The following is a 16971-nucleotide window of genomic DNA, read 5'->3' on the forward strand; positions in this document are numbered from 1 at the left end:
ATCCCAGGTAGGGAAGGACAGCGTTCGGTGGCTTCCAGCAAGGACCGGCAGCGCAAGCTCGCGCGGGCCAAATTCGACCGGCAGTCGGCGCGCCGGGCCGAGCGTGAGCGCCGCCGTCGCCGGGTCATGGCGGGCGTCGGCGCGACCCTCGCGGTCCTGCTCATCGCCGCCGGCGGCGCCTGGATCGGCGGGGCCTTCGACGACGAGGCCGGGCCGACCGACCCCGCGGCCCTCGACCAGTGCCTGTGGACGCCGCTGGGCGTGGAGACCAACGCCGAGCTCAAGGACGTCGGCACACCGCCCACTAAGGACCTTCCCGACTCCGGCACCGAGACCATGACGATCACCACCGACAAGGGTGCCCCGATCGTGGTCGACGTCGACGTGACGGCGTCCACGTGTGCCGCCGCCAGCTTCTCGTATCTGGCGGGCAAGAAGTTCTTCGACAACACCGAGTGCCATGAGCTCACCACCGAGGGCGCGCTGCGCTGCGGTGACCCGAGCGGCACCGGGCAGGGCGGGCCCACCTACACCTACTACGACGAGAACCCGCCGCTCGTTCCCACCCCGGAGCCGAGCGCCTCGGCCGCGGCGCCCTCCGTGCTCTACCCCAAGGGCACCGTCGCCGTGCTGGGCAACCCGAAGGGCGTGAACGGCAGCCAGTTCCTGATCTTCCACAAGGACTTCGCCACCGCTGACCCGCAGTACTCGATCCTCGGCAAGGTCACCGGCGGGCTGGACACGCTCGCCGCCATCGCCAAGATCGAGACGGTGGAGAACAGCGCAGGCGACAAGGTCAAGCCCAAGGACAAGATCACCATCAAGACGCTGACCATCGGTACGGCAGCCACCGGCACGGCACCTTCCGCCGCCGCCAGCGCTGCTCCGTCGACAGGCGCCCAGTCGTGAGCGAAGGTAGAGACAGCAGCATGGAGGAGACCGTGTCGTCGACGAAGGACCGGCAGCGCGCGGCGGCGCGGGCCCGGCTCGAGAAGGAGATGGCCGAGCGTGCCTCGGCCGCCCGCAAGCGCCGGCAGCGACAGGCGATCATCGGATCGGCCCTCGCGGTCGTCGTCATCGCGGGCGCGGCCTTCTTCGTCGTCCAGGCGCTGAAGGACGACAAGGGCACCGAGACCGCGGCCGCTCCGGAGGCCTCCAGCAGCACCGGCGCCGACCCCGCGGCCAGCCTGCCACCGGCCGGCCCCGGCACGGTGAACTGCGTCTGGACCCCGGCCGACGCGGCCGGCGGCGGCAAGGTCAAGGACGTCGGCACCCCGCCGTTCAACGTGCCGAACACCGGCAAGTCGACCCTCACGTTCGAGACGAGCCTCGGCGCCATCTCGGCCGACATCGACCTGAGCAAGGCCCCGTGCACCGGCGCGAGCTTCAAGCACCTGGCCGAGAAGAAGTTCCTCGACAACACCAAGTGCCACCGGCTGGTCAACAAGGACGGCTTCAAGGTCCTCCAGTGCGGCGACCCGTTCGCCACCGGTGCGGGCTACCGCGACACCGACGGCACCGGCGGGCCGAGCTACACCATGGTCGAGGAGAACCTGCCGACCAACGCCGAGAAGCCGTACCCGGCGGGCTCGATCGCGATGGCCAACACCGGCGCGCCCGGCAGCACCGGCAGCCAGTTCTTCATCTGCTCCGAGGACACCGTGCTCCCGGCCAACTACACGCTGCTGGGCACGATCAACAAGGGCCTGGACATCGTCCGTAACGTGGTCAAGGCCGGTGACGACGGCGCCTTCGAGCCCTCGCCCGGCGGCGGCCGCCCGAAGACCGAGGTCGTCATCAAGACGATGACGCTCACCGCGGCCTGACCCGATAGAACATCCCGGGCCGGCGCCGAGGTTCACCCCTCGGCGCCGGCCCGGTCGCTTTCCGGCGCCGGCCCGGTCGCTTTCCGGCAATAGAGAAGCGGGCGAGCCTCCGGTGGGAGGCTCGCCCGCTTCTCTTGTGCCGTCAGGCGCCGGACGTCACGCGGTAGGCGTCGAAGACACCGTCCACCTTGCGGACCGCCGCGACCAGGTGACCCAGATGCTTCGGGTCGGCCATCTCGAAGGTGAACCGGCTCACCGCCACCCGGTCGCGGGTGGTCGTGACCGTCGCGGACAGGATGTTCACCCGCTCCTCGGAGAGCACCCGGGTCACGTCGGCCAGCAGTTTGTGCCGGTCGAGCGCCTCGACCTGGATCGCCACCAGGAACGTGGACGCCGATGTCGGTTTCCAGCTGACCTCGACCATCCGCTCGGACTGGTCGCGCAGGTCCTCGGCGTTGGCGCAGTCGTCGCGGTGCACGCTCACCCCACCGGAGCGGGTGACGAACCCGAAGACCGCGTCGCCGGGCACCGGGGTGCAGCAGCGGGCCAGCTTGACCCAGACGTCCGAGACGCCCTTCACCACCACACCCGGGTCCTGTGCCTGACTCCGGTTACGGGGTGGACGGGTCGCGACGGCGGTCTCGGCGATGTCCTCGACCGCGCCCTCCTCGCCGCCGAACCCGGCCACGAGTTTCTGCACCACCGACTGCGCGGAGACCGCGTTCTCGCCGACCGCGGCATACAGTGACGCCACGTCCGGCAGGTGCAGATCGCGGGCGATCGTCATGAGGTTCTCGCTGGTCAGCATGCGCTGCAGGGGCAGGCCCTGCTTGCGCATCGCCTTGACGATCGCCTCCTTGCCGTCCTCGATCGCCTCCTCGCGGCGCTCCTTGTTGAAGTACTGCCTGATCTTCGTCCGGGCGCGCGGGCTCTTCACGAAGCCGAGCCAGTCCTGCGTGGGACCGGCCGTCGCCGACTTGGAGGTGAAGATCTCGATCACGTCGCCGTTGGACAGCGGGGACTCCAGCGGCACCAGCTTGCCGTTGACCCGTGCGCCGATGCACTTGTGCCCGACCTCGGTGTGCACCGCGTAGGCGAAGTCCACCGGGGTCGAGCCGGTCGGCAGCGGGATCACGTCGCCCTTCGGCGTGAAGACGTAGACCTCCTGGCTGGAGAGGTCGAACCGCAACGCGTCCAGGAACTCGGACGGGTCACTCGCCTCCCGCTGCCAGTCGAGCAACTGCCGCAGCCAGGTCATCTCGTCGATGTGCGCCGGCGGGCCGACGATCGTCGCGCCCTTCTGCTCCTTGTACTTCCAGTGCGCGGCGATGCCGAACTCGGCGGTCCGGTGCATCGCGAACGTCCGGATCTGCATCTCGACCGGCTTGCCGGTCGGGCCGATGACCGTCGTGTGCAACGACTGGTACATGTTGAACTTCGGCATCGCGATGTAGTCCTTGAACCGGCCCGGCACCGGCTGCCAGTTCGCGTGGATGACGCCCAGCGCGGCATAGCAGTCGCGGACCGTGTCGACCAGGATGCGAACGCCGACCAGGTCGTAGATGTCGTTGAAGTCGCGGCCCCGCACGATCATCTTCTGATAGATCGAGTAGAGGTGCTTCGGGCGGCCGGTCGTCTCGGCCTTGATCTTCGCCGACTTGAGGTCGAGGCTCACCCGGTTGGTGACCTGGCGCAGCAGCGCCTCACGCTGCGGCTGGTGCTCCCCGATCAGGCGGTTGATCTCCTCGAACCGCTTGGGGAAGAGCGTGCCGAAGGCCAGGTCCTCCAGCTCCCACTTGATCGTGTTCATACCGAGGCGGTGGGCCAGCGGGGCCAGGATCTCCAGCGTCTCCTTGGCCTTCTGCTCCTGCTTGGCGCGGGGCAGGAAGGTCAGGGTGCGCATGTTGTGCAGCCGGTCGGCCAGCTTGATCACCAGGACGCGCGGGTCCTTGGCCATGGCCACGACCATCTTGCGGATCGTCTCCGCTTTCGCCGCGTCGCCGAGCTTGACCCGGTCGAGTTTCGTCACGCCGTCGACCAGCAGCGCCACCTCGGCGCCGAAGTCGTTGCGCATGCTCTCCAGCGAGTAGTCGGTGTCCTCGATGGTGTCGTGCAGCAGCGCCGCGACCAGGGTGGTGGTGTCCATGCCGAGGTTGGCCAGGATCGTCGCGACCGCGAGCGGATGCGTGATGTACGGGTCGCCGGACTTCCGATACTGACCGGAGTGCCACCGGGCCGCGACGTCGAACGCCTTCTGCAGCGCGCGGCCGTCGGCCTTGGGGTGACTGGCGCGATGCGTCGCGATCAGCGGCTCGAGGACCTCGCTGACCTGCGTGCTCTGCCACGGAGCGTTGAACCGGGCGAGACGTGCGCGGACCCGCCGCCCGGTCGGCGCGCTCGCCAGACCGGCGAAGCCGCCACCGGCCTCGTCTGCGGGCGCGGGTGGCTGGGTGGTCTCGGGATCGCCAGTCGGGCTGTCGCCCGAGCTCTGGGTCGGTTGCACCGTGCCCTCCGCCGGAGGGGCGACGTCGCTGGACACCGGCCTCCTCACACGTTCGCCGGGATCATCTGGTCTGTTCGGAACGCCCATCCTACCCGCACCGCCTCACCGAATACCCCGGCCGAACCTACGAACTAAGCAGGGCCGACCGGGCGAATAACATCGAAGACGGATCAAACGGTCAACAGCGCGTGTACCTTACGCGGGCTGAGCCGCTCACGGCCGTCCAGGAAGCCCAACTCCATCAGCACGGTGAAGCCCGCGACCACCCCGCCGGCCCGCTCGACCAGATCCATGGTCGCGCCCGCCGTGCCGCCCGTGGCAAGCACGTCGTCGACCACCAGAACGCGCTGTCCGGGCACGAACGCGCCCTCGCTGACCTCCAGGGTGGCCTCGCCGTACTCCAACCCGTACGACGCGGAGAAGGCGGGCCGTGGCAGCTTGCCGGCCTTGCGGACCGGGACCACGCCGGTGCCGGTCGCATACGCGACCGCCGCCGCCATCACGAAGCCGCGCGCCTCGACCCCGGCCACCACGTCGAACGACCCGGCGCCGTAGTGCGCCACGATGCCGTCGATCACCTTGCGGAACGTCGGCCCGTCGCCGAAGAACGGCATCAGGTCCTTGAAGACGATGCCCGGTTTCGGGAAGTCCGGCACGTCGACGGTGCCTCCGGCGACCAGGGCCGCCATCTCCGGCCCGCTGTCACCGGTCACCAGGGGGATCTCGCTACTCACGGCGGACAGCCTAATGGAACGGCCCGCCACCCCCTGAAGGGCGGCGGGCCGTCGACCCGTACCGAGAGATCAGCGGCGCTTGCCGCCGGGCCGGTTGCCGGCCCCACCCTGGCGCTTGGGCACCGGGCGCGCGCCCGGCCGCGGGGTGGTGCCGCCGGCGAACGCCGGGACCTCGTCCGACGCGGTGCGGTTGCCGAGGCGGGCACGGTCGCCACCGGCCGCCACGTCCTCGGACCGCTGCGCCCGGCGGGCCAGCACCCGGGCGTTGTGGGACTTGATCCGCGGCTCCTGGTCCTTCAGGTAGCTGAGGACCGGGGCGGCGAACACGATCGAGGAGATGACGCCGACACCCATGCCCACGAAGAGCACCAGGCCCAGGTCCTTCAGGGTGCCCGCCTTCAGCAGGCCGGCGCCGATGAAGAGCACGCCACCGACCGGCAGCAGCGCCACCAGACCGGTGTTCAGCGAGCGCATCAGGGTCTGGTTCACCGCGAGGTTGGTGGCCTCGGAGTACGTCCGGGTGCTGCCGCCGGTGATGCCACGGGTGTTCTCCCGGACCTTGTCGAAGACCACGACCACGTCGTAGAGCGCGTAACCGAGGATCGTCAGGAAGCCGATCACCGTGTACGGCGTGACCTCGAACCCGACCAGCGAGTAGACACCGGCGGTGACCATCAGGTCGAGCACCAGCGACGCGAGCGCCGCCACCGCCATCCGCCACTCGAAGCTGACCACCAGGTAGGCGGTCACCAGCACCAGGAAGATGGCCAGGCCGAGCAGCGCCTTGTTGATGACCGCACCACCCCAGGCCGAGGAGACCTGCTGGTCGCTGATGTCGGTCTCGGCCACCCCGAGGTCGGCGGCGATCGCGGCCTTCACCTGGGTCATCTCGGCCGGGGACAGCGCCGCGGAACGGATCTTGAAGTTGGCCTCCGCGCCACTGCCGACCTGCTGGGCCGCGTTGACCTGCGCGTTCGGCTCCACGGCCTGCACCGCGACCTTCACCGCGTCGAAGACCTCGGTCTGGGTGAGGGTCTTCCCGGCCACCTGCGACGGGACCGCGAACTCACTGCCACCGGCGAACTCGATGCCCAGGTGGAAGGACCGGAAGAAGAAGCTGCCGATCGCGATCAGCACGAGGACTCCGGCGATCGTGAACCACATCTTGCGACGGCCCACGATGTTGATGTTCGCCTCCCCCCGGTAGAGGCGGTTGGCGAGACTCGAGGAATTGGCCATGTCAGGCCTCCTTCACGCGCGAGGAGACGGGCTCCTCGGTCTGGCTGCTGCGCAGAACGCGGCCGAGGCCGCTGACCCTGGGCGACAGGAACGCCTTCGTGCTGGCGAGAACCGTCATGATCGGGTGCCGGAACAGGAACACCACGAGCAGGTCGAGCACGGTCGAGAGGCCGAGCGCGAAGGCGAGACCCTGCACCTGGCCGATCGACACGATGTAGAGAACCACGGCACACATGATCGTGATGGCGTTCGCCGAAAGGATCGTGCGCTTGGCCCGCTGCCACGCCCGCGGAACCGCGCTGCGTGGGCTCCGGCCCTCGTGGATCTCGTCCTTGAGTCGCTCGAAGTAGATGACGAACGAGTCCGCCGCCACACCGAGCGAGACGATGAAGCCGACGATGCCCGCCAGCGTCAGGGTGAAGCCGATCGAGCGGCCCAGGAAGACCAGGGCGCCGAAGGTGAGCAGGGCGGAGAGGCCCAGGCTCAGGAAGATCACCAGGCCGAGCAGGCGGTAGTAGAAGAACGCGTAGATCGCCACCAGGCCGAGGCCGATCGCGGCGGCGAGCAGGCCCGCCTCCAGCTGCTGGTCACCGACGGTCGCGGTGATCGTCTGGGCCGGGCCGGCCTCGAAGGTCACCGGGATGGCGCCGAAGTTGAGCTGGTCCGCCAGCTCCTTGGCGCTCACCGCGTCGAAGTCGCCGGTGATCTGCGACTGGCCGGTGAGCACGGCCTGGATCTGCGGGGCGGAGATGACCGTCTTGTCGAGGACCACGGCCACCGAGCAGTGGACCTCGCCGGAGGAGCCGAACGCACTGGCCGCGATGTAGCAGGGCTCGGACGCGCCGGCCGTGAACGCCTTGCGGGTCAGCGCGGCCCACTTGGTCTGGCCCTCGCTCTTGAAGTCGAGCGAGACGACCCACTGGCCGGTGGTGCTGTCCAGCTGCGGGGCGGCCTCGTCGATGTCGTCACCGACCACCTCGGCCTTGTCCAGCATGACCTTGGCGCCCTGGTAGCAGGCGACGACCTCGGAGGTGATGTCGTCGATCGCGCCGTTCGGCCGCTGGTCGAGCTGCTCGCAGCTGATCGTCGGCACGTTGAACTGCATCTTCGGGTCGAGCGCGTTCACCTCGGCGCCGGTCAGCGACGCGAACGCCTTGAACGGCAGGCCCGCGGCCGGGTCGGTGGTCAGCTCCACCGGCGCGGTCAGCTTCTCGGCCGCGGCCCAGGCCGGGCCGACCTTCTTGGCGATCGCCTCGCGCTGCGCCTTGACGTCCGCCGTGACCGGGGCCGGAGCGGCGGCGGACGCCGACGGGGCGGGAGCCTCCGCGGACGGCGCGGCCGACGGGGGAACGCTCGGGGCCGGCGCCTCGGCGCCGCCACCCTGGCCACCGGTCGACGCCGAGTTGGCGACCTCCGGAGCGCCGCTCGCGCCGATCGACGGCTTCACCGACGGTGCCCCGGAGGCGGCGCCGCTCGCCGATCCGCTCGGGACCGGGGCCGCGCTCGGCGGGTTCACCGCGGTCGCGGCGACGTCGCCGGTCACCGCGGTCAGCAGGCGGAACCGCATGTTCGCGGCCTTGCCGAGGCTCTTCAGCTGCTCATTGGCCTCACCGGCGAGCGAGACGACGATGGTGTCGTTGCCCTGGATGACCACCTCGGCCTCGGAGACGCCCAGGGCGTTCACCCGGCCCTCGATGATCTCCCGGGCCTTCTCCATGGCGTCCGGCGCGGGCGTGCCGCCGGCCTGCGACGCGATGTAGGTGGCCTGCGTGCCGCCGATCAGGTCGAGGCCCAGTTTCGGCTCCAGGCGGTCCTTCCAGCTGCCCGACGCGCCGGCGCCGAAGAAGACGAGCAGATAGAGGACTGCGAAGACCAGACCGAGCACGCCGAGTTGGCGTCCAGGATGCATTTGTCCCTGTGGTGGTCGTGCCACGGCGTTTGGTCTCCCTGTGTTCCGGCCGCGCGACGCGGCAGCATCTGTCTGTGACCGGCCGTCGACTGTCGAACGGCGGGCTGACGCACCGGCCCGTCATAACCTCAACGCGGCCGGTGCGTACGGGGAAATGCGGGTCAGTCCTGCTTGCGGGTCTCGGTGACGGGGCTCTCCGGCTCGTCGACGTCGTCCGCGGCGGGCGCGGGAACGTCGGGCTCCGGAATGACCTCGCCGGACTTCTGTACGACCTTGGCGATCGCCGGACGCGCGAATCGCACCTCGACGCCGGGCGAGATCTCCAGAAGGACCTCGCCGTCGGCCACGCCGGTGACGGTGCCGTGCAGGCCGCCGATCGTCACGATCTGGTCGCCCGGACCGAGCGAGTTCTGCATGTCCTGGGCCTCACGGCGCCGCTTGGACTGCGGCCGGATCATGAAGAAGTAGAAGACGGCGAAGAACAGCGCGATGATCAGGAAGAACGAGAAATCACCACCGCCGCCGGCGGCTTGGGCATAACTTGCCTCGAGCACGAAAAAGGCCTTCCGTCAGCCGCCGGCGCAACGAGTGGGCGGGCGCCGCGGCGATATGCGAATCCGGATGGAACGGCGGCGAGTCTAATAGGTCAACCTGGAGATAACGAATGCGGCACACGTCACGTTCACATCACGGGGGATAAGTAACGCGGATCACGCGTCCCGGGCGAACAGGTCACCCTGGAAGACACCATGGCGACCGTCCGTAGGCGGAACCTTGCCCAGATGCGCCCAGCCGGCCTCGGTGGCGACCCGGCCACGCGGGGTTCGAGCCAGCAGACCGGCCCTGACCAGGAACGGTTCACAAACCTCCTCCACCGTGTCGGACTGTTCGCCAACCGCTACAGCGAGTGTCGACAGACCGACCGGGCCGCCCTTGAACGACTCGATCAGCGCACGCAGCACCGCCCGGTCCAGCCGGTCCAGGCCGAGGGCGTCGACGTCGTACACCTGCAGGGCCGCCCTCGACACCTCCTCGGTCACGATGCCGTCGGCCCGCACCTCGGCGAAGTCACGCACCCGGCGCAGCAGCCGGTTGGCGATCCGCGGCGTGCCCCGGGAACGGCGGGCGATCTCGGCCGAGCCCTCCGGGGTGATCTGCACCCCGAGGATCCGCGCCGAACGGTGCAGCAGCGCGTCCAGATCCTCGTGCGAGTAGAAGTCGAGATGGGCGACGAAACCGAACCGGTCACGCATCGGCCCGGACAGCAGGCCCGCCCGCGTCGTCGCGCCGACCAGCGTGAACGGCTCCACGTCCAGCGGGATCGCCGTCGCGCCCGGGCCCTTGCCGACCACCACGTCGACCCGGAAGTCCTCCATGGCGCTGTAGAGCAGCTCCTCGGCCGGCTTGGCGATCCGGTGGATCTCGTCGATGAACAGCACGTCGCCCGGCGCCAGACCGGTCAGGATCGCGGCCAGGTCACCGGACCGCTCGATCACCGGGCCGCTCGTCGTCCGGATGCCGGTGCCCAACTCGGCCGCCACGATGTTGGCCAGGGTCGTCTTGCCGAGGCCGGGCGGCCCCGAGAGCAGGATGTGATCCGGCGGGGTGCCCCGGCCCATCGACGCCTTGAGCAGCAACTCCAGCTGGTCGCGGACCCGGTGCTGGGCGATGAAGTCGGCCAGCCGGCGCGGCCGGACACTGGCCTCCGCGTCGAGATCCTCGTCGAACGGGTCCGGAGAAACGAGCTCGCCGTCGGTCATCGGGTCTTGCCCAGCAGACGGATCGCCTGGCGCAGCAGCACCGGCACGGGCGGGGCCTCACCGTCGATCGTCTCGGTGACCGCGGCCACCGCCTGATCGGCCTGCGACGCCGTCCAGCCGAGCGCCAGCACACCCTGCCGGACCTGCTCCTGCCAGCCGCCGTTCAGCAGCCCGGCCGAACCCGTGCCGATCAGATGGACCGGGCCGATCTTGTCCTTCAGCTCGACGATCATCTTCTCGGCGCCGCGCTTGCCGATACCCGGGACGGCGGTCAGGACCGCGACCTCACCACCGGCGAGCGCACGGCGTACCACATCGGGTTGATGAACCGCGAGAACCGCCTGCGCGATCCGCGGCCCGACCCCGTTGGCCGTCAGGAGCAGCTCGAAGAGCTGTTTCTCGTCCTCGTCGGCGAAGCCGAACAGGGTCAGCGAGTCCTCGCGGACGATGAGCGTCGTCGCGAGCCGCGCCTCGGCGCCGATGCGCAGCCCGGCGAGCGTGCCCGGCGTGCAGAGGACCCGCATGCCGACACCGCCCACCTCGACCACGGCGCTGTCATGGAGGATCGCGGTGACCACACCGCGCACGCTGGCGATCATCGGCTGCTCCTGCGGGCGGCGGCGGCCACCGCCGCGGCTTGTTGAAGAGCGCGGGTGCCCCCGCGCCAGATGTGGCAGATGGCGATGGCGATGGCATCGGCCGCGTCCGCCGGCTTCGGTGGGGCGGACAGTTTCAGCAACCGGGTCACCATAGCGGTGACCTGGGCCTTGTCGGCGGTGCCCGAGCCGGTGACGGCCGCCTTGACCTCACTCGGCGTATACGTCTGGACCGGCAGCCCGGCCCGCGCGCCGGCCAGGATCGCCACCCCGCTGGCCTGCGCCGTGCCCATCACCGTCCGCGCGTTGTGCTGCGAGAACACCCGCTCCACGGCGACGCTCTCCGGCTTGTACTGCTCGACGAGGGTGGCCAGTGTCCGGTCCAGGTGCAGCAGGCGCTCGGCGATGTCGTCGTCCGGATCGCTGCGCACCACGGTGTAGCCGATCAACTTGCCCGGCCGCCCCGGCATCCCCTCGACGACGCCGACGCCGCATCTCGTCAGCCCCGGATCGATGCCGAGCACCCGCACAGACAGCCTCCCCCTCGCGAACGTGTGTTCGACACCCTAATACGCGTTCCACTTGCGGCCTCCGCCGACACGCCTCGACGATGGAGTCCGGGAGGCCGGTCATGCACCTCATTCCGCCGATGGACGACGAGCCGCCAGCCGACTACGTCGCATTCGTCACCCTGCACGCCCCCGGGCTGCGCGCCGAGGCCGCCCGGCTGGTCGGCGGGGCACCGGTGGCCGAGCAGATCTATCTCGCGGTCCTCACCGACCTGGCCGGCCGGTGGCGTCGGCTGCGTCTGCTGGGGCGGACCGAGAGCCACATGCGGCAGCGCCTCACGGCACGGACCGCGCAGTGGCGCGACGATCAGGTCTACGAGGTCGAGGTCCGCGTCCTTCGGCCGCCGGATCCGGTGGTCCCGGTCTTCAGCGCGGGCGGCAGCCTGGCACTGCGCAAATCGAAGATCCTCGGGAGTACGGCCAGAGCCGACCTGGACGCGCTGGCCGACGCCGAGATCGCGTGGGTGCACGCCTACCTGAGGTCCCAGTGGCGCCGCCTGCTCCGCTACGTGATCGGCAGCGTCCTGCTCCTGGCCGCCATCGTCCAGTACGTCACCTGGCTCGGCGTCGACCCCGTCTGAGACGTGTGAAGCCGGTCCCCCACGGAACCGGCCTCACACGACGGCGACGGATCACTCGTCGATGGCCGCCAGGACCTCGTCGGAGATGTCGGCGTTGGAGTAGATGTTCTGGACGTCGTCGCAGTCCTCGAGGACGTCGATCAGCTTGAGCACCTTGCGGGCCGCGTCCTCGTCGAGCGGCACGGTCATCGTCGGCACCAGCGACGACTCGGCCGAGTCGTAGTCGATGCCCGCGCCCTGCAACGCCGTCCGCACCTTGACCAGGTCGGTCGGTTCGCTGACCACCTCGTACGCGTCGCCCAGGTCGTTGATCTCCTCGGCGCCCGCGTCCAGGACGGCGAGCATCACGTCGTCCTCGCTGGAGCCCGCCTTCGGGATGATGATCACACCCTTGCGGTTGAACAGGAACGTCACCGAGCCCGCGTCGGCGAACGAGCCGTGATTGCGGGTGAGCCGGGTACGCACCTCGGTGGCCGCCCGGTTCCGGTTGTCGGTGAGGCACTCGATCAGGATGGCGACACCGTTCGGGCCGTAACCCTCATACATGAACGACTGCCAGTCGGCGCCGCCGGCCTCCGCACCGGAACCCCGCTTGACCGCGTTGGTGATGTTGTCGTTCGGGACCGACGACTTCTTCGCCTTCTGGATGGCGTCGTAGAGCGTGGGGTTACCCGACGGGTCACCGCCGCCGGTCCGGGCCGCGACCTCGATGTTCTTGATCAGTTTGGCGAACATCTTGCCGCGCTTGGCGTCGACGACGGCCTTCTTGTGCTTGGTCGTCGCCCATTTGGAGTGGCCGGACATGCGTAACCTCCGCTGTGATCAAAGGGCCTGGCGGACCATCTCGACGAAGTACCGATGGACACGAAGGTCGCCGGTGAGCTCCGGGTGGAAAGCCGTGGCGAGCAGGTTCCCCTGCCGAACGGCCACAATCCTACCGGCGGTGTCCCCTTCAGCCACGCGCCCCAGCACCCGCACGTCGCGGCCGATCTCCTCGACCCACGGCGCGCGGATGAAGACGGCACGGAACGGGCCGCCCTCGATGTCCTCGATCTCGACCGGCGCCTCGAACGAGTCCACCTGCCGGCCGAACGCGTTACGCCGCACGGTCATGTCGATGCCCTGGAACGACTCCTGGTCCGGACGGCCGTCGAGCACGCTCGCGGCCAGCATGATCATGCCGGCGCAGGAGCCGTACACCGGCATGCCGTCGGCGATCCGCTTGCGGACCGGGTCGAGAAGACCGAAGGAGACCGCGAGGTTGCTGATCGCCGTCGACTCGCCGCCCGGGATCACCAGCCCGTCGACGTCGGCCAGCTCCTCGGGCCGGCGGACCGGCCGGGCCAGCACGTCCGACTCGGCCAGCGCCGACAGATGTTCACGCACGTCGCCCTGAAGGGCCAGCACTCCGATGTTCACCGGCCCACCATATAAAGCAGGCCACCAGCCGTCCGATTGGCTATCGGAACAGGCGGCCCGGCTTCGTAGCATCCGTTACGTCAGCCCGTTCCCGCACTCAACGCCATCCCGCTGTCAACGCCATCCCGCACTAGGAGCCGAACCCACATGTCTGAGAACCAGCCCGCCATCGGAACCGCCCGTGTCAAGCGCGGCATGGCGGAGATGCTCAAGGGCGGCGTGATCATGGACGTGGTCAACGCCGAGCAGGCCAAGATCGCCGAGGACGCGGGCGCCGTCGCGGTCATGGCGCTGGAGCGCGTCCCGGCCGACATCCGGGCGCAGGGCGGCATCTCCCGGATGTCCGACCCCGACATGATCGAGAACATCATCAACACGGTCTCCATCCCGGTGATGGCCAAGGCCCGGATCGGCCACTTCGTCGAGGCCCAGGTGCTGCAGTCACTCGGCGTCGACTACGTCGACGAGTCCGAGGTGCTGTCCCCGCCGACTTCGCCAACCACATCGACAAGTGGCAGTTCACCGTGCCGTTCGTCTGCGGCGCCACCAACCTGGGCGAGGCCCTGCGCCGCATCACCGAGGGCGCCGCCATGATCCGCTCGAAGGGCGAGGCCGGCACCGGCGACGTCTCCAACGCCACCACCCACATGCGCAAGATCCGCGCCGAGCTCCGCCGCCTCCAGACCCTGCCCGAAGACGAGCTCTACGTCGCGGCGAAGGAGCTGCAGGCCCCGTACGAGCTGGTCAAGGAGGTCGCCGAGGCCGGCCGCCTGCCGGTGGTGCTGTTCACCGCGGGCGGCATCGCCACCCCGCCGACGCCGCGATGATGATGCAGCTCGGCGCCGAGGGCGTCTTCGTCGGCTCCGGCATCTTCAAGTCCGGCAACCCGGCCCAGCGCGCCGCCGCGATCGTCAAGGCCACCACGTTCCACGACGACCCCGACGTGATCGCCAAGGTCTCCCGCGGCCTCGGCGAGGCCATGGTCGGCATCAACGTCGACGACGAGCCGGTCCCCCACCGCCTCTCCGAGCGCGGCTGGTAGTCCCACCCCGCGTCACCAATCGCCACCCCTCATCACCATCGTCACCGATCGTCACCCTGAAGGCCCCGCTTCTCGGCGGGGCCTTCGGTCTTCCTCCCCCGCCCCACCTTCGCCTCCGCACCGCGGGCCGTCCTTCACCGCGGACCGCCCTCACCACGGGCCTTCCCTCGCCTCCGATCCCTCCCTCGCCGCGGGCCTCCCCTCGCCGTAGACCCCTTCGCTTCCGGCGACCAGCCGCTTCCAGGTCCCACCCTCATCTTGTGCGAGACGCGACGCCCTCCAAGCGCATGAATCGCCGCCCCGGACTACACCGCGGCCATCTGCCCGCCCACCACCGAAACGCGGGCGCCGGGCTGGTTGCCCACTCACCGCCCGTGACAGGGGCCGTACCGCCTCGAACGCCGCTATCACCTCGCATCGCCATCACGCCGCCTTGTATCCGGCACCGGCCCCTGGTCGGATTCGTCACCGCCCGACCGCCGCACCAATCCAGACCCCGACGCCACCCACCACCCGCCGTCATCACCGGCTGGGCGGCCACCGCGTCGGCGTGAGTTGTGGGAGTTCGTCGCGGCAGACCGCTGAGCATCTCGGTGGGGCGACAAACAGCACCCACTGCGTCCCGTGTATGCGGGCAGCGCCCTTTGGCGGGCGGTAAGCGCATCCAGCGCCGACAATGGGTTGGCGAAGCGCCTCTGCGCCGTCCCGATCAGACCGAAACCGACGATCGGCCCCGCGAACGACGGTAAACGCACCCGATCGGCGAACGGGGTCACGGGCGGGGGGCGGGCACCCGGCCACGAGCACCAGCCACAAACGGCGAAGCCCGCAAGCATCAGCCGCAAACGGCGAAGGCAGGCGAGCACCAGTCATGACGCCGAACCCCCGCAAGCACCAGCCACAAACGGCGGAGGCCGGCGAGCACCGGCCGCAAACGCGGAAACCCCGGCGAGCAAAAGCCGCGAACGTCGAATCCCGCGCGAGCACCAGCCGCGAGCGGCGAAACGCCGCGGGCACCGGCCGCGCATGGGGAGGGGCCGGCGGGTGCCGGCCTTGAGGGGCGCGGGTCAGAGGGCCTTGGCCGGGAGGGCGTCCTCGGGTGGGGCTGTCGGGATCGGGACGGCGACCAGCGGCGGCAGGTCGGGGAGGGCGGGCTCGACGATGTCGAAGTACTCCGGGCGGGGGTAGCTCCGGGCCAGGCGGAGCAGGCGGACGATGAGCCGGCGGCGGGCGCTGAGCGCGTCGCGTACCAGATCGGTGTGCACCTGCCGGGCCAGGACGACGCGGCGGCTGGTGGCGATCAGGGTGCGCACCGCCGGGTCGGACGGTTTGAGGGGTACGGCCTGCAACTGGCGGGTGAGGTCGTTCTCGGCGGACTCGCGTTCGCCGGGTTCGGCGTCGAGGGCGAGCCGGGCGGCGGCGTACAGCTCGACCGTCTCGGCCTGCTCGGCGACGACCGCGGCGGCGGCCGCGCGGCGCATCAGATGCGCGTCGAGCGAACGCTCGGCCGACTGGGCACGCGTGTGCAGGCGCTCCACCCGCTGGGCGGTCCAGCCGATGTACGCCGAGAAGATCGCGGCCAGCACGACGACTCCCACCACCCACCACATGCGGGGCATCGTAGTGCCCAACGTTTACACCGCCAGTGGTCAGGACCACTCGTCGTCGAAAACTCTCCCGTCGGTGGCTTCGATGGCGGTGGCGTAGACCTCGAGCACCCGGTTGGCCACACTCGGCCAGTCGAACGCGCCGACCGCGAGCCGGGCGCACGATGCCAGCTCGGCCCGGCGTGCCGGATCATCCAGCAGCTCACCCAGCAGCCGGGTGAGAGATGCCTGGTCACCATTGGGGAAGAGGGCTCCGGCGCGGCCGCCGTCGAGGACCCGGCGGAACGCGTCGAGGTCGCTGGCGGCGATCGTGGCGCCGGCCGCCATCGCCTCGGTGAGGATCATGCCGAAGCTTTCGCCGCCGGTGTTCGGGGCGACGTAGACGTCGACGCTGCGCAGCATCCGGGCCTTGTCCGGTTCGGAGACGAGGCCGAGGAACTCCACCCGGTCGTGGAGCTCCTTGGGGATGTCGTCGTAGAGGTCGTCGCGGTCGCCCGGCCCGGCCACGAGCAGCCGCAGGCCGGGCCGTTCCCGGGCGAGCGCGACGTACGCCGTACGCAGCAGGGGGAAGCCTTTGCGGGGCTCGGTGAAACGGCCGAGGAAACCGAGGGTGCCGCCGTCGCCGGGCCATCCGGGCAATGGCGCAGCCGAGGCGAACTTGCGGACCGCGACGCCGTTGGGGATCTCGACCGCGCCGCCGCCGAGGTGTTCGACCTGGACCTTGCGGGCGAGCTCGCTGACCGCGATGCGGGCGGTGATCTTCTCCATCACCGGCTGGAGGAAGTTCTGCAGGCCGGCGAGGGCCCGGGAGCGGGTCATCGCGGTGTGGAAGGTGGCGACGACCGGGCCGCGGGCGGAGAGCACGGCCAGGAACGACAGGCTGGGCGAGAACGGCTCGTGCACGTGGAGCACGTCGAACTCGCCGTTCTTGAGCCAGCGCCGGACCCGGGCCGTGGAGATCGGGCCGAACGAGATCCGGGCGACCGACCCGTTGTAGGGCAGCGGCACGGCCCGGCCGGCGGACACCACGTAGGCGGGTAGTTCGGCGTCGTCGTCGGCGGGCGCGAAGACGCTGACCTGGTGACCGAGTTCGATCAGGGCCTCGGCCAGGTCCATGATGTGGTTCTGCACACCGCCGGGGACGTCGAAGGAGTAGGGCGAGACGATCCCGATCCGCACCGGACCT

Annotated in this window: 15 protein-coding genes and 1 pseudogene; 4 read left to right on the top strand and 12 right to left on the bottom strand. The window is 70.0% G+C overall.

Annotated features, from left to right (window positions below; translation table 11 throughout):
* The first annotated feature begins 27 nt into the window (after window positions 1–27).
* On the top strand, window positions 28–909 hold the full coding sequence (locus ACQPZW_RS39375; protein ID WP_433791112.1) for a peptidylprolyl isomerase: 882 nt from the start codon (window positions 28–30) through the stop codon (window positions 907–909).
* A gap of 20 nt (window positions 910–929) precedes the next feature.
* Window positions 930–1826, top strand: a complete 897-nt coding sequence (locus ACQPZW_RS39380) for a peptidylprolyl isomerase (RefSeq protein ID WP_433791113.1) — start codon at window positions 930–932, stop codon at window positions 1824–1826.
* A 142-nt stretch (window positions 1827–1968) separates the two neighbouring features.
* On the opposite strand, the gene ACQPZW_RS39385 is transcribed toward ACQPZW_RS39380, so the two are convergent.
* From ACQPZW_RS39385 to ruvC, 8 genes are all read right to left on the bottom strand, one after another.
* Window positions 1969–4365, bottom strand: a complete 2397-nt coding sequence (locus ACQPZW_RS39385) for a RelA/SpoT family protein (RefSeq protein WP_433791114.1) — start codon at window positions 4363–4365, stop codon at window positions 1969–1971.
* 134 nt (window positions 4366–4499) lie between these two features.
* Window positions 4500–5018 carry an adenine phosphoribosyltransferase gene (locus tag ACQPZW_RS39390; RefSeq protein WP_433797749.1) on the bottom strand — a complete coding sequence of 173 codons (519 nt, stop codon included), beginning with the start codon at window positions 5016–5018 and terminating at the stop codon, window positions 4500–4502.
* A 114-nt stretch (window positions 5019–5132) separates the two neighbouring features.
* A complete protein-coding gene (secF, locus tag ACQPZW_RS39395; protein ID WP_433791115.1) occupies window positions 5133–6302 on the bottom strand; it encodes a protein translocase subunit SecF in 1170 nt (389 codons plus the stop codon).
* 1 nt (window position 6303) lies between these two features.
* Entirely contained in the window at window positions 6304–8211 is a 1908-nt protein-coding gene (gene secD / locus ACQPZW_RS39400) for a protein translocase subunit SecD (protein ID WP_433791117.1), read from the bottom strand.
* A 161-nt stretch (window positions 8212–8372) separates the two neighbouring features.
* Complete coding sequence (gene yajC, locus ACQPZW_RS39405) at window positions 8373–8765, bottom strand: preprotein translocase subunit YajC (RefSeq protein WP_433791119.1); 393 nt, start codon at window positions 8763–8765, stop codon at window positions 8373–8375.
* Between the two features lie 156 nt (window positions 8766–8921).
* The gene (gene ruvB, locus ACQPZW_RS39410) at window positions 8922–9971 is read right to left on the bottom strand and encodes a Holliday junction branch migration DNA helicase RuvB (RefSeq protein WP_433791120.1); all 1050 of its coding nucleotides are present in this window, start codon (window positions 9969–9971) and stop codon (window positions 8922–8924) included.
* On the bottom strand, window positions 9968–10570 hold the full coding sequence (ruvA, locus tag ACQPZW_RS39415) for a Holliday junction branch migration protein RuvA (protein WP_433791121.1): 603 nt from the start codon (window positions 10568–10570) through the stop codon (window positions 9968–9970). The genes ruvB and ruvA overlap by 4 nt, the downstream gene beginning before the upstream one ends.
* The gene (ruvC, locus tag ACQPZW_RS39420; RefSeq protein WP_433791122.1) at window positions 10567–11097 is read right to left on the bottom strand and encodes a crossover junction endodeoxyribonuclease RuvC; all 531 of its coding nucleotides are present in this window, start codon (window positions 11095–11097) and stop codon (window positions 10567–10569) included. Before ruvC ends, ruvA begins: the two co-directional genes overlap by 4 nt.
* 101 nt (window positions 11098–11198) lie before the next feature.
* Here ruvC and ACQPZW_RS39425 point away from each other — a divergent pair, with 101 nt between their 5' ends.
* Window positions 11199–11717 (top strand): hypothetical protein, encoded by a 519-nt coding sequence (locus ACQPZW_RS39425; RefSeq protein WP_433791124.1) that lies wholly within the window; start codon window positions 11199–11201, stop codon window positions 11715–11717.
* A 51-nt stretch (window positions 11718–11768) separates the two neighbouring features.
* Here the strand turns inward: ACQPZW_RS39425 and ACQPZW_RS39430 are convergent, their stop codons facing one another.
* Together ACQPZW_RS39430 and pdxT are read right to left on the bottom strand one after the other, a co-directional pair.
* Window positions 11769–12521, bottom strand: a complete 753-nt coding sequence (locus ACQPZW_RS39430; RefSeq protein WP_433791125.1) for a YebC/PmpR family DNA-binding transcriptional regulator — start codon at window positions 12519–12521, stop codon at window positions 11769–11771.
* An 18-nt stretch (window positions 12522–12539) separates the two neighbouring features.
* A complete protein-coding gene (gene pdxT, locus ACQPZW_RS39435; RefSeq protein WP_433791126.1) occupies window positions 12540–13136 on the bottom strand; it encodes a pyridoxal 5'-phosphate synthase glutaminase subunit PdxT in 597 nt (198 codons plus the stop codon).
* Between the two features lie 147 nt (window positions 13137–13283).
* Here pdxT and pdxS point away from each other — a divergent pair.
* Window positions 13284–14178: pseudogene (gene pdxS / locus ACQPZW_RS39440) on the top strand (pyridoxal 5'-phosphate synthase lyase subunit PdxS).
* 1067 nt (window positions 14179–15245) lie between these two features.
* Here pdxS and ACQPZW_RS39445 read toward each other — a convergent pair.
* Together ACQPZW_RS39445 and ACQPZW_RS39450 are read right to left on the bottom strand one after the other, a co-directional pair.
* Window positions 15246–15797 (bottom strand): hypothetical protein, encoded by a 552-nt coding sequence (locus ACQPZW_RS39445; protein WP_433791127.1) that lies wholly within the window; start codon window positions 15795–15797, stop codon window positions 15246–15248.
* A 30-nt stretch (window positions 15798–15827) separates the two neighbouring features.
* Entirely contained in the window at window positions 15828–16964 is a 1137-nt protein-coding gene (locus ACQPZW_RS39450; protein ID WP_433791128.1) for a glycosyltransferase family 4 protein, read from the bottom strand.
* Window positions 16965–16971: the final 7 nt, after the last annotated feature.

It is taken from the genome of Actinoplanes sp. CA-252034 (genome assembly GCF_050956125.1).
In the GTDB taxonomy this organism is placed as follows: domain Bacteria; phylum Actinomycetota; class Actinomycetes; order Mycobacteriales; family Micromonosporaceae; genus Actinoplanes.

What these genes read in the sequence shown, in the direction of transcription:
- ACQPZW_RS39380 (WP_433791113.1), top strand. Translation starts at nt 930, where the DNA reads ATGGAGGAGACCGTGTCGTCGACGAAGGACCGGCAGCGCGCGGCGGCG.
- ACQPZW_RS39390 (WP_433797749.1), bottom strand. Translation starts at nt 5,018, where the DNA reads ATGGCGGCCCTGGTCGCCGGAGGCACCGTCGACGTGCCGGACTTCCCG.
- secF (WP_433791115.1), bottom strand. Translation starts at nt 6,302, where the DNA reads ATGGCCAATTCCTCGAGTCTCGCCAACCGCCTCTACCGGGGGGAGGCG.
- secD (WP_433791117.1), bottom strand. Translation starts at nt 8,211, where the DNA reads ATGCATCCTGGACGCCAACTCGGCGTGCTCGGTCTGGTCTTCGCAGTC.
- ruvB (WP_433791120.1), bottom strand. Translation starts at nt 9,971, where the DNA reads ATGACCGACGGCGAGCTCGTTTCTCCGGACCCGTTCGACGAGGATCTC.
- ruvA (WP_433791121.1), bottom strand. Translation starts at nt 10,570, where the DNA reads ATGATCGCCAGCGTGCGCGGTGTGGTCACCGCGATCCTCCATGACAGC.
- ACQPZW_RS39425 (WP_433791124.1), top strand. Translation starts at nt 11,199, where the DNA reads ATGCACCTCATTCCGCCGATGGACGACGAGCCGCCAGCCGACTACGTC.
- ACQPZW_RS39430 (WP_433791125.1), bottom strand. Translation starts at nt 12,521, where the DNA reads ATGTCCGGCCACTCCAAATGGGCGACGACCAAGCACAAGAAGGCCGTC.
- ACQPZW_RS39445 (WP_433791127.1), bottom strand. Translation starts at nt 15,797, where the DNA reads ATGCCCCGCATGTGGTGGGTGGTGGGAGTCGTCGTGCTGGCCGCGATC.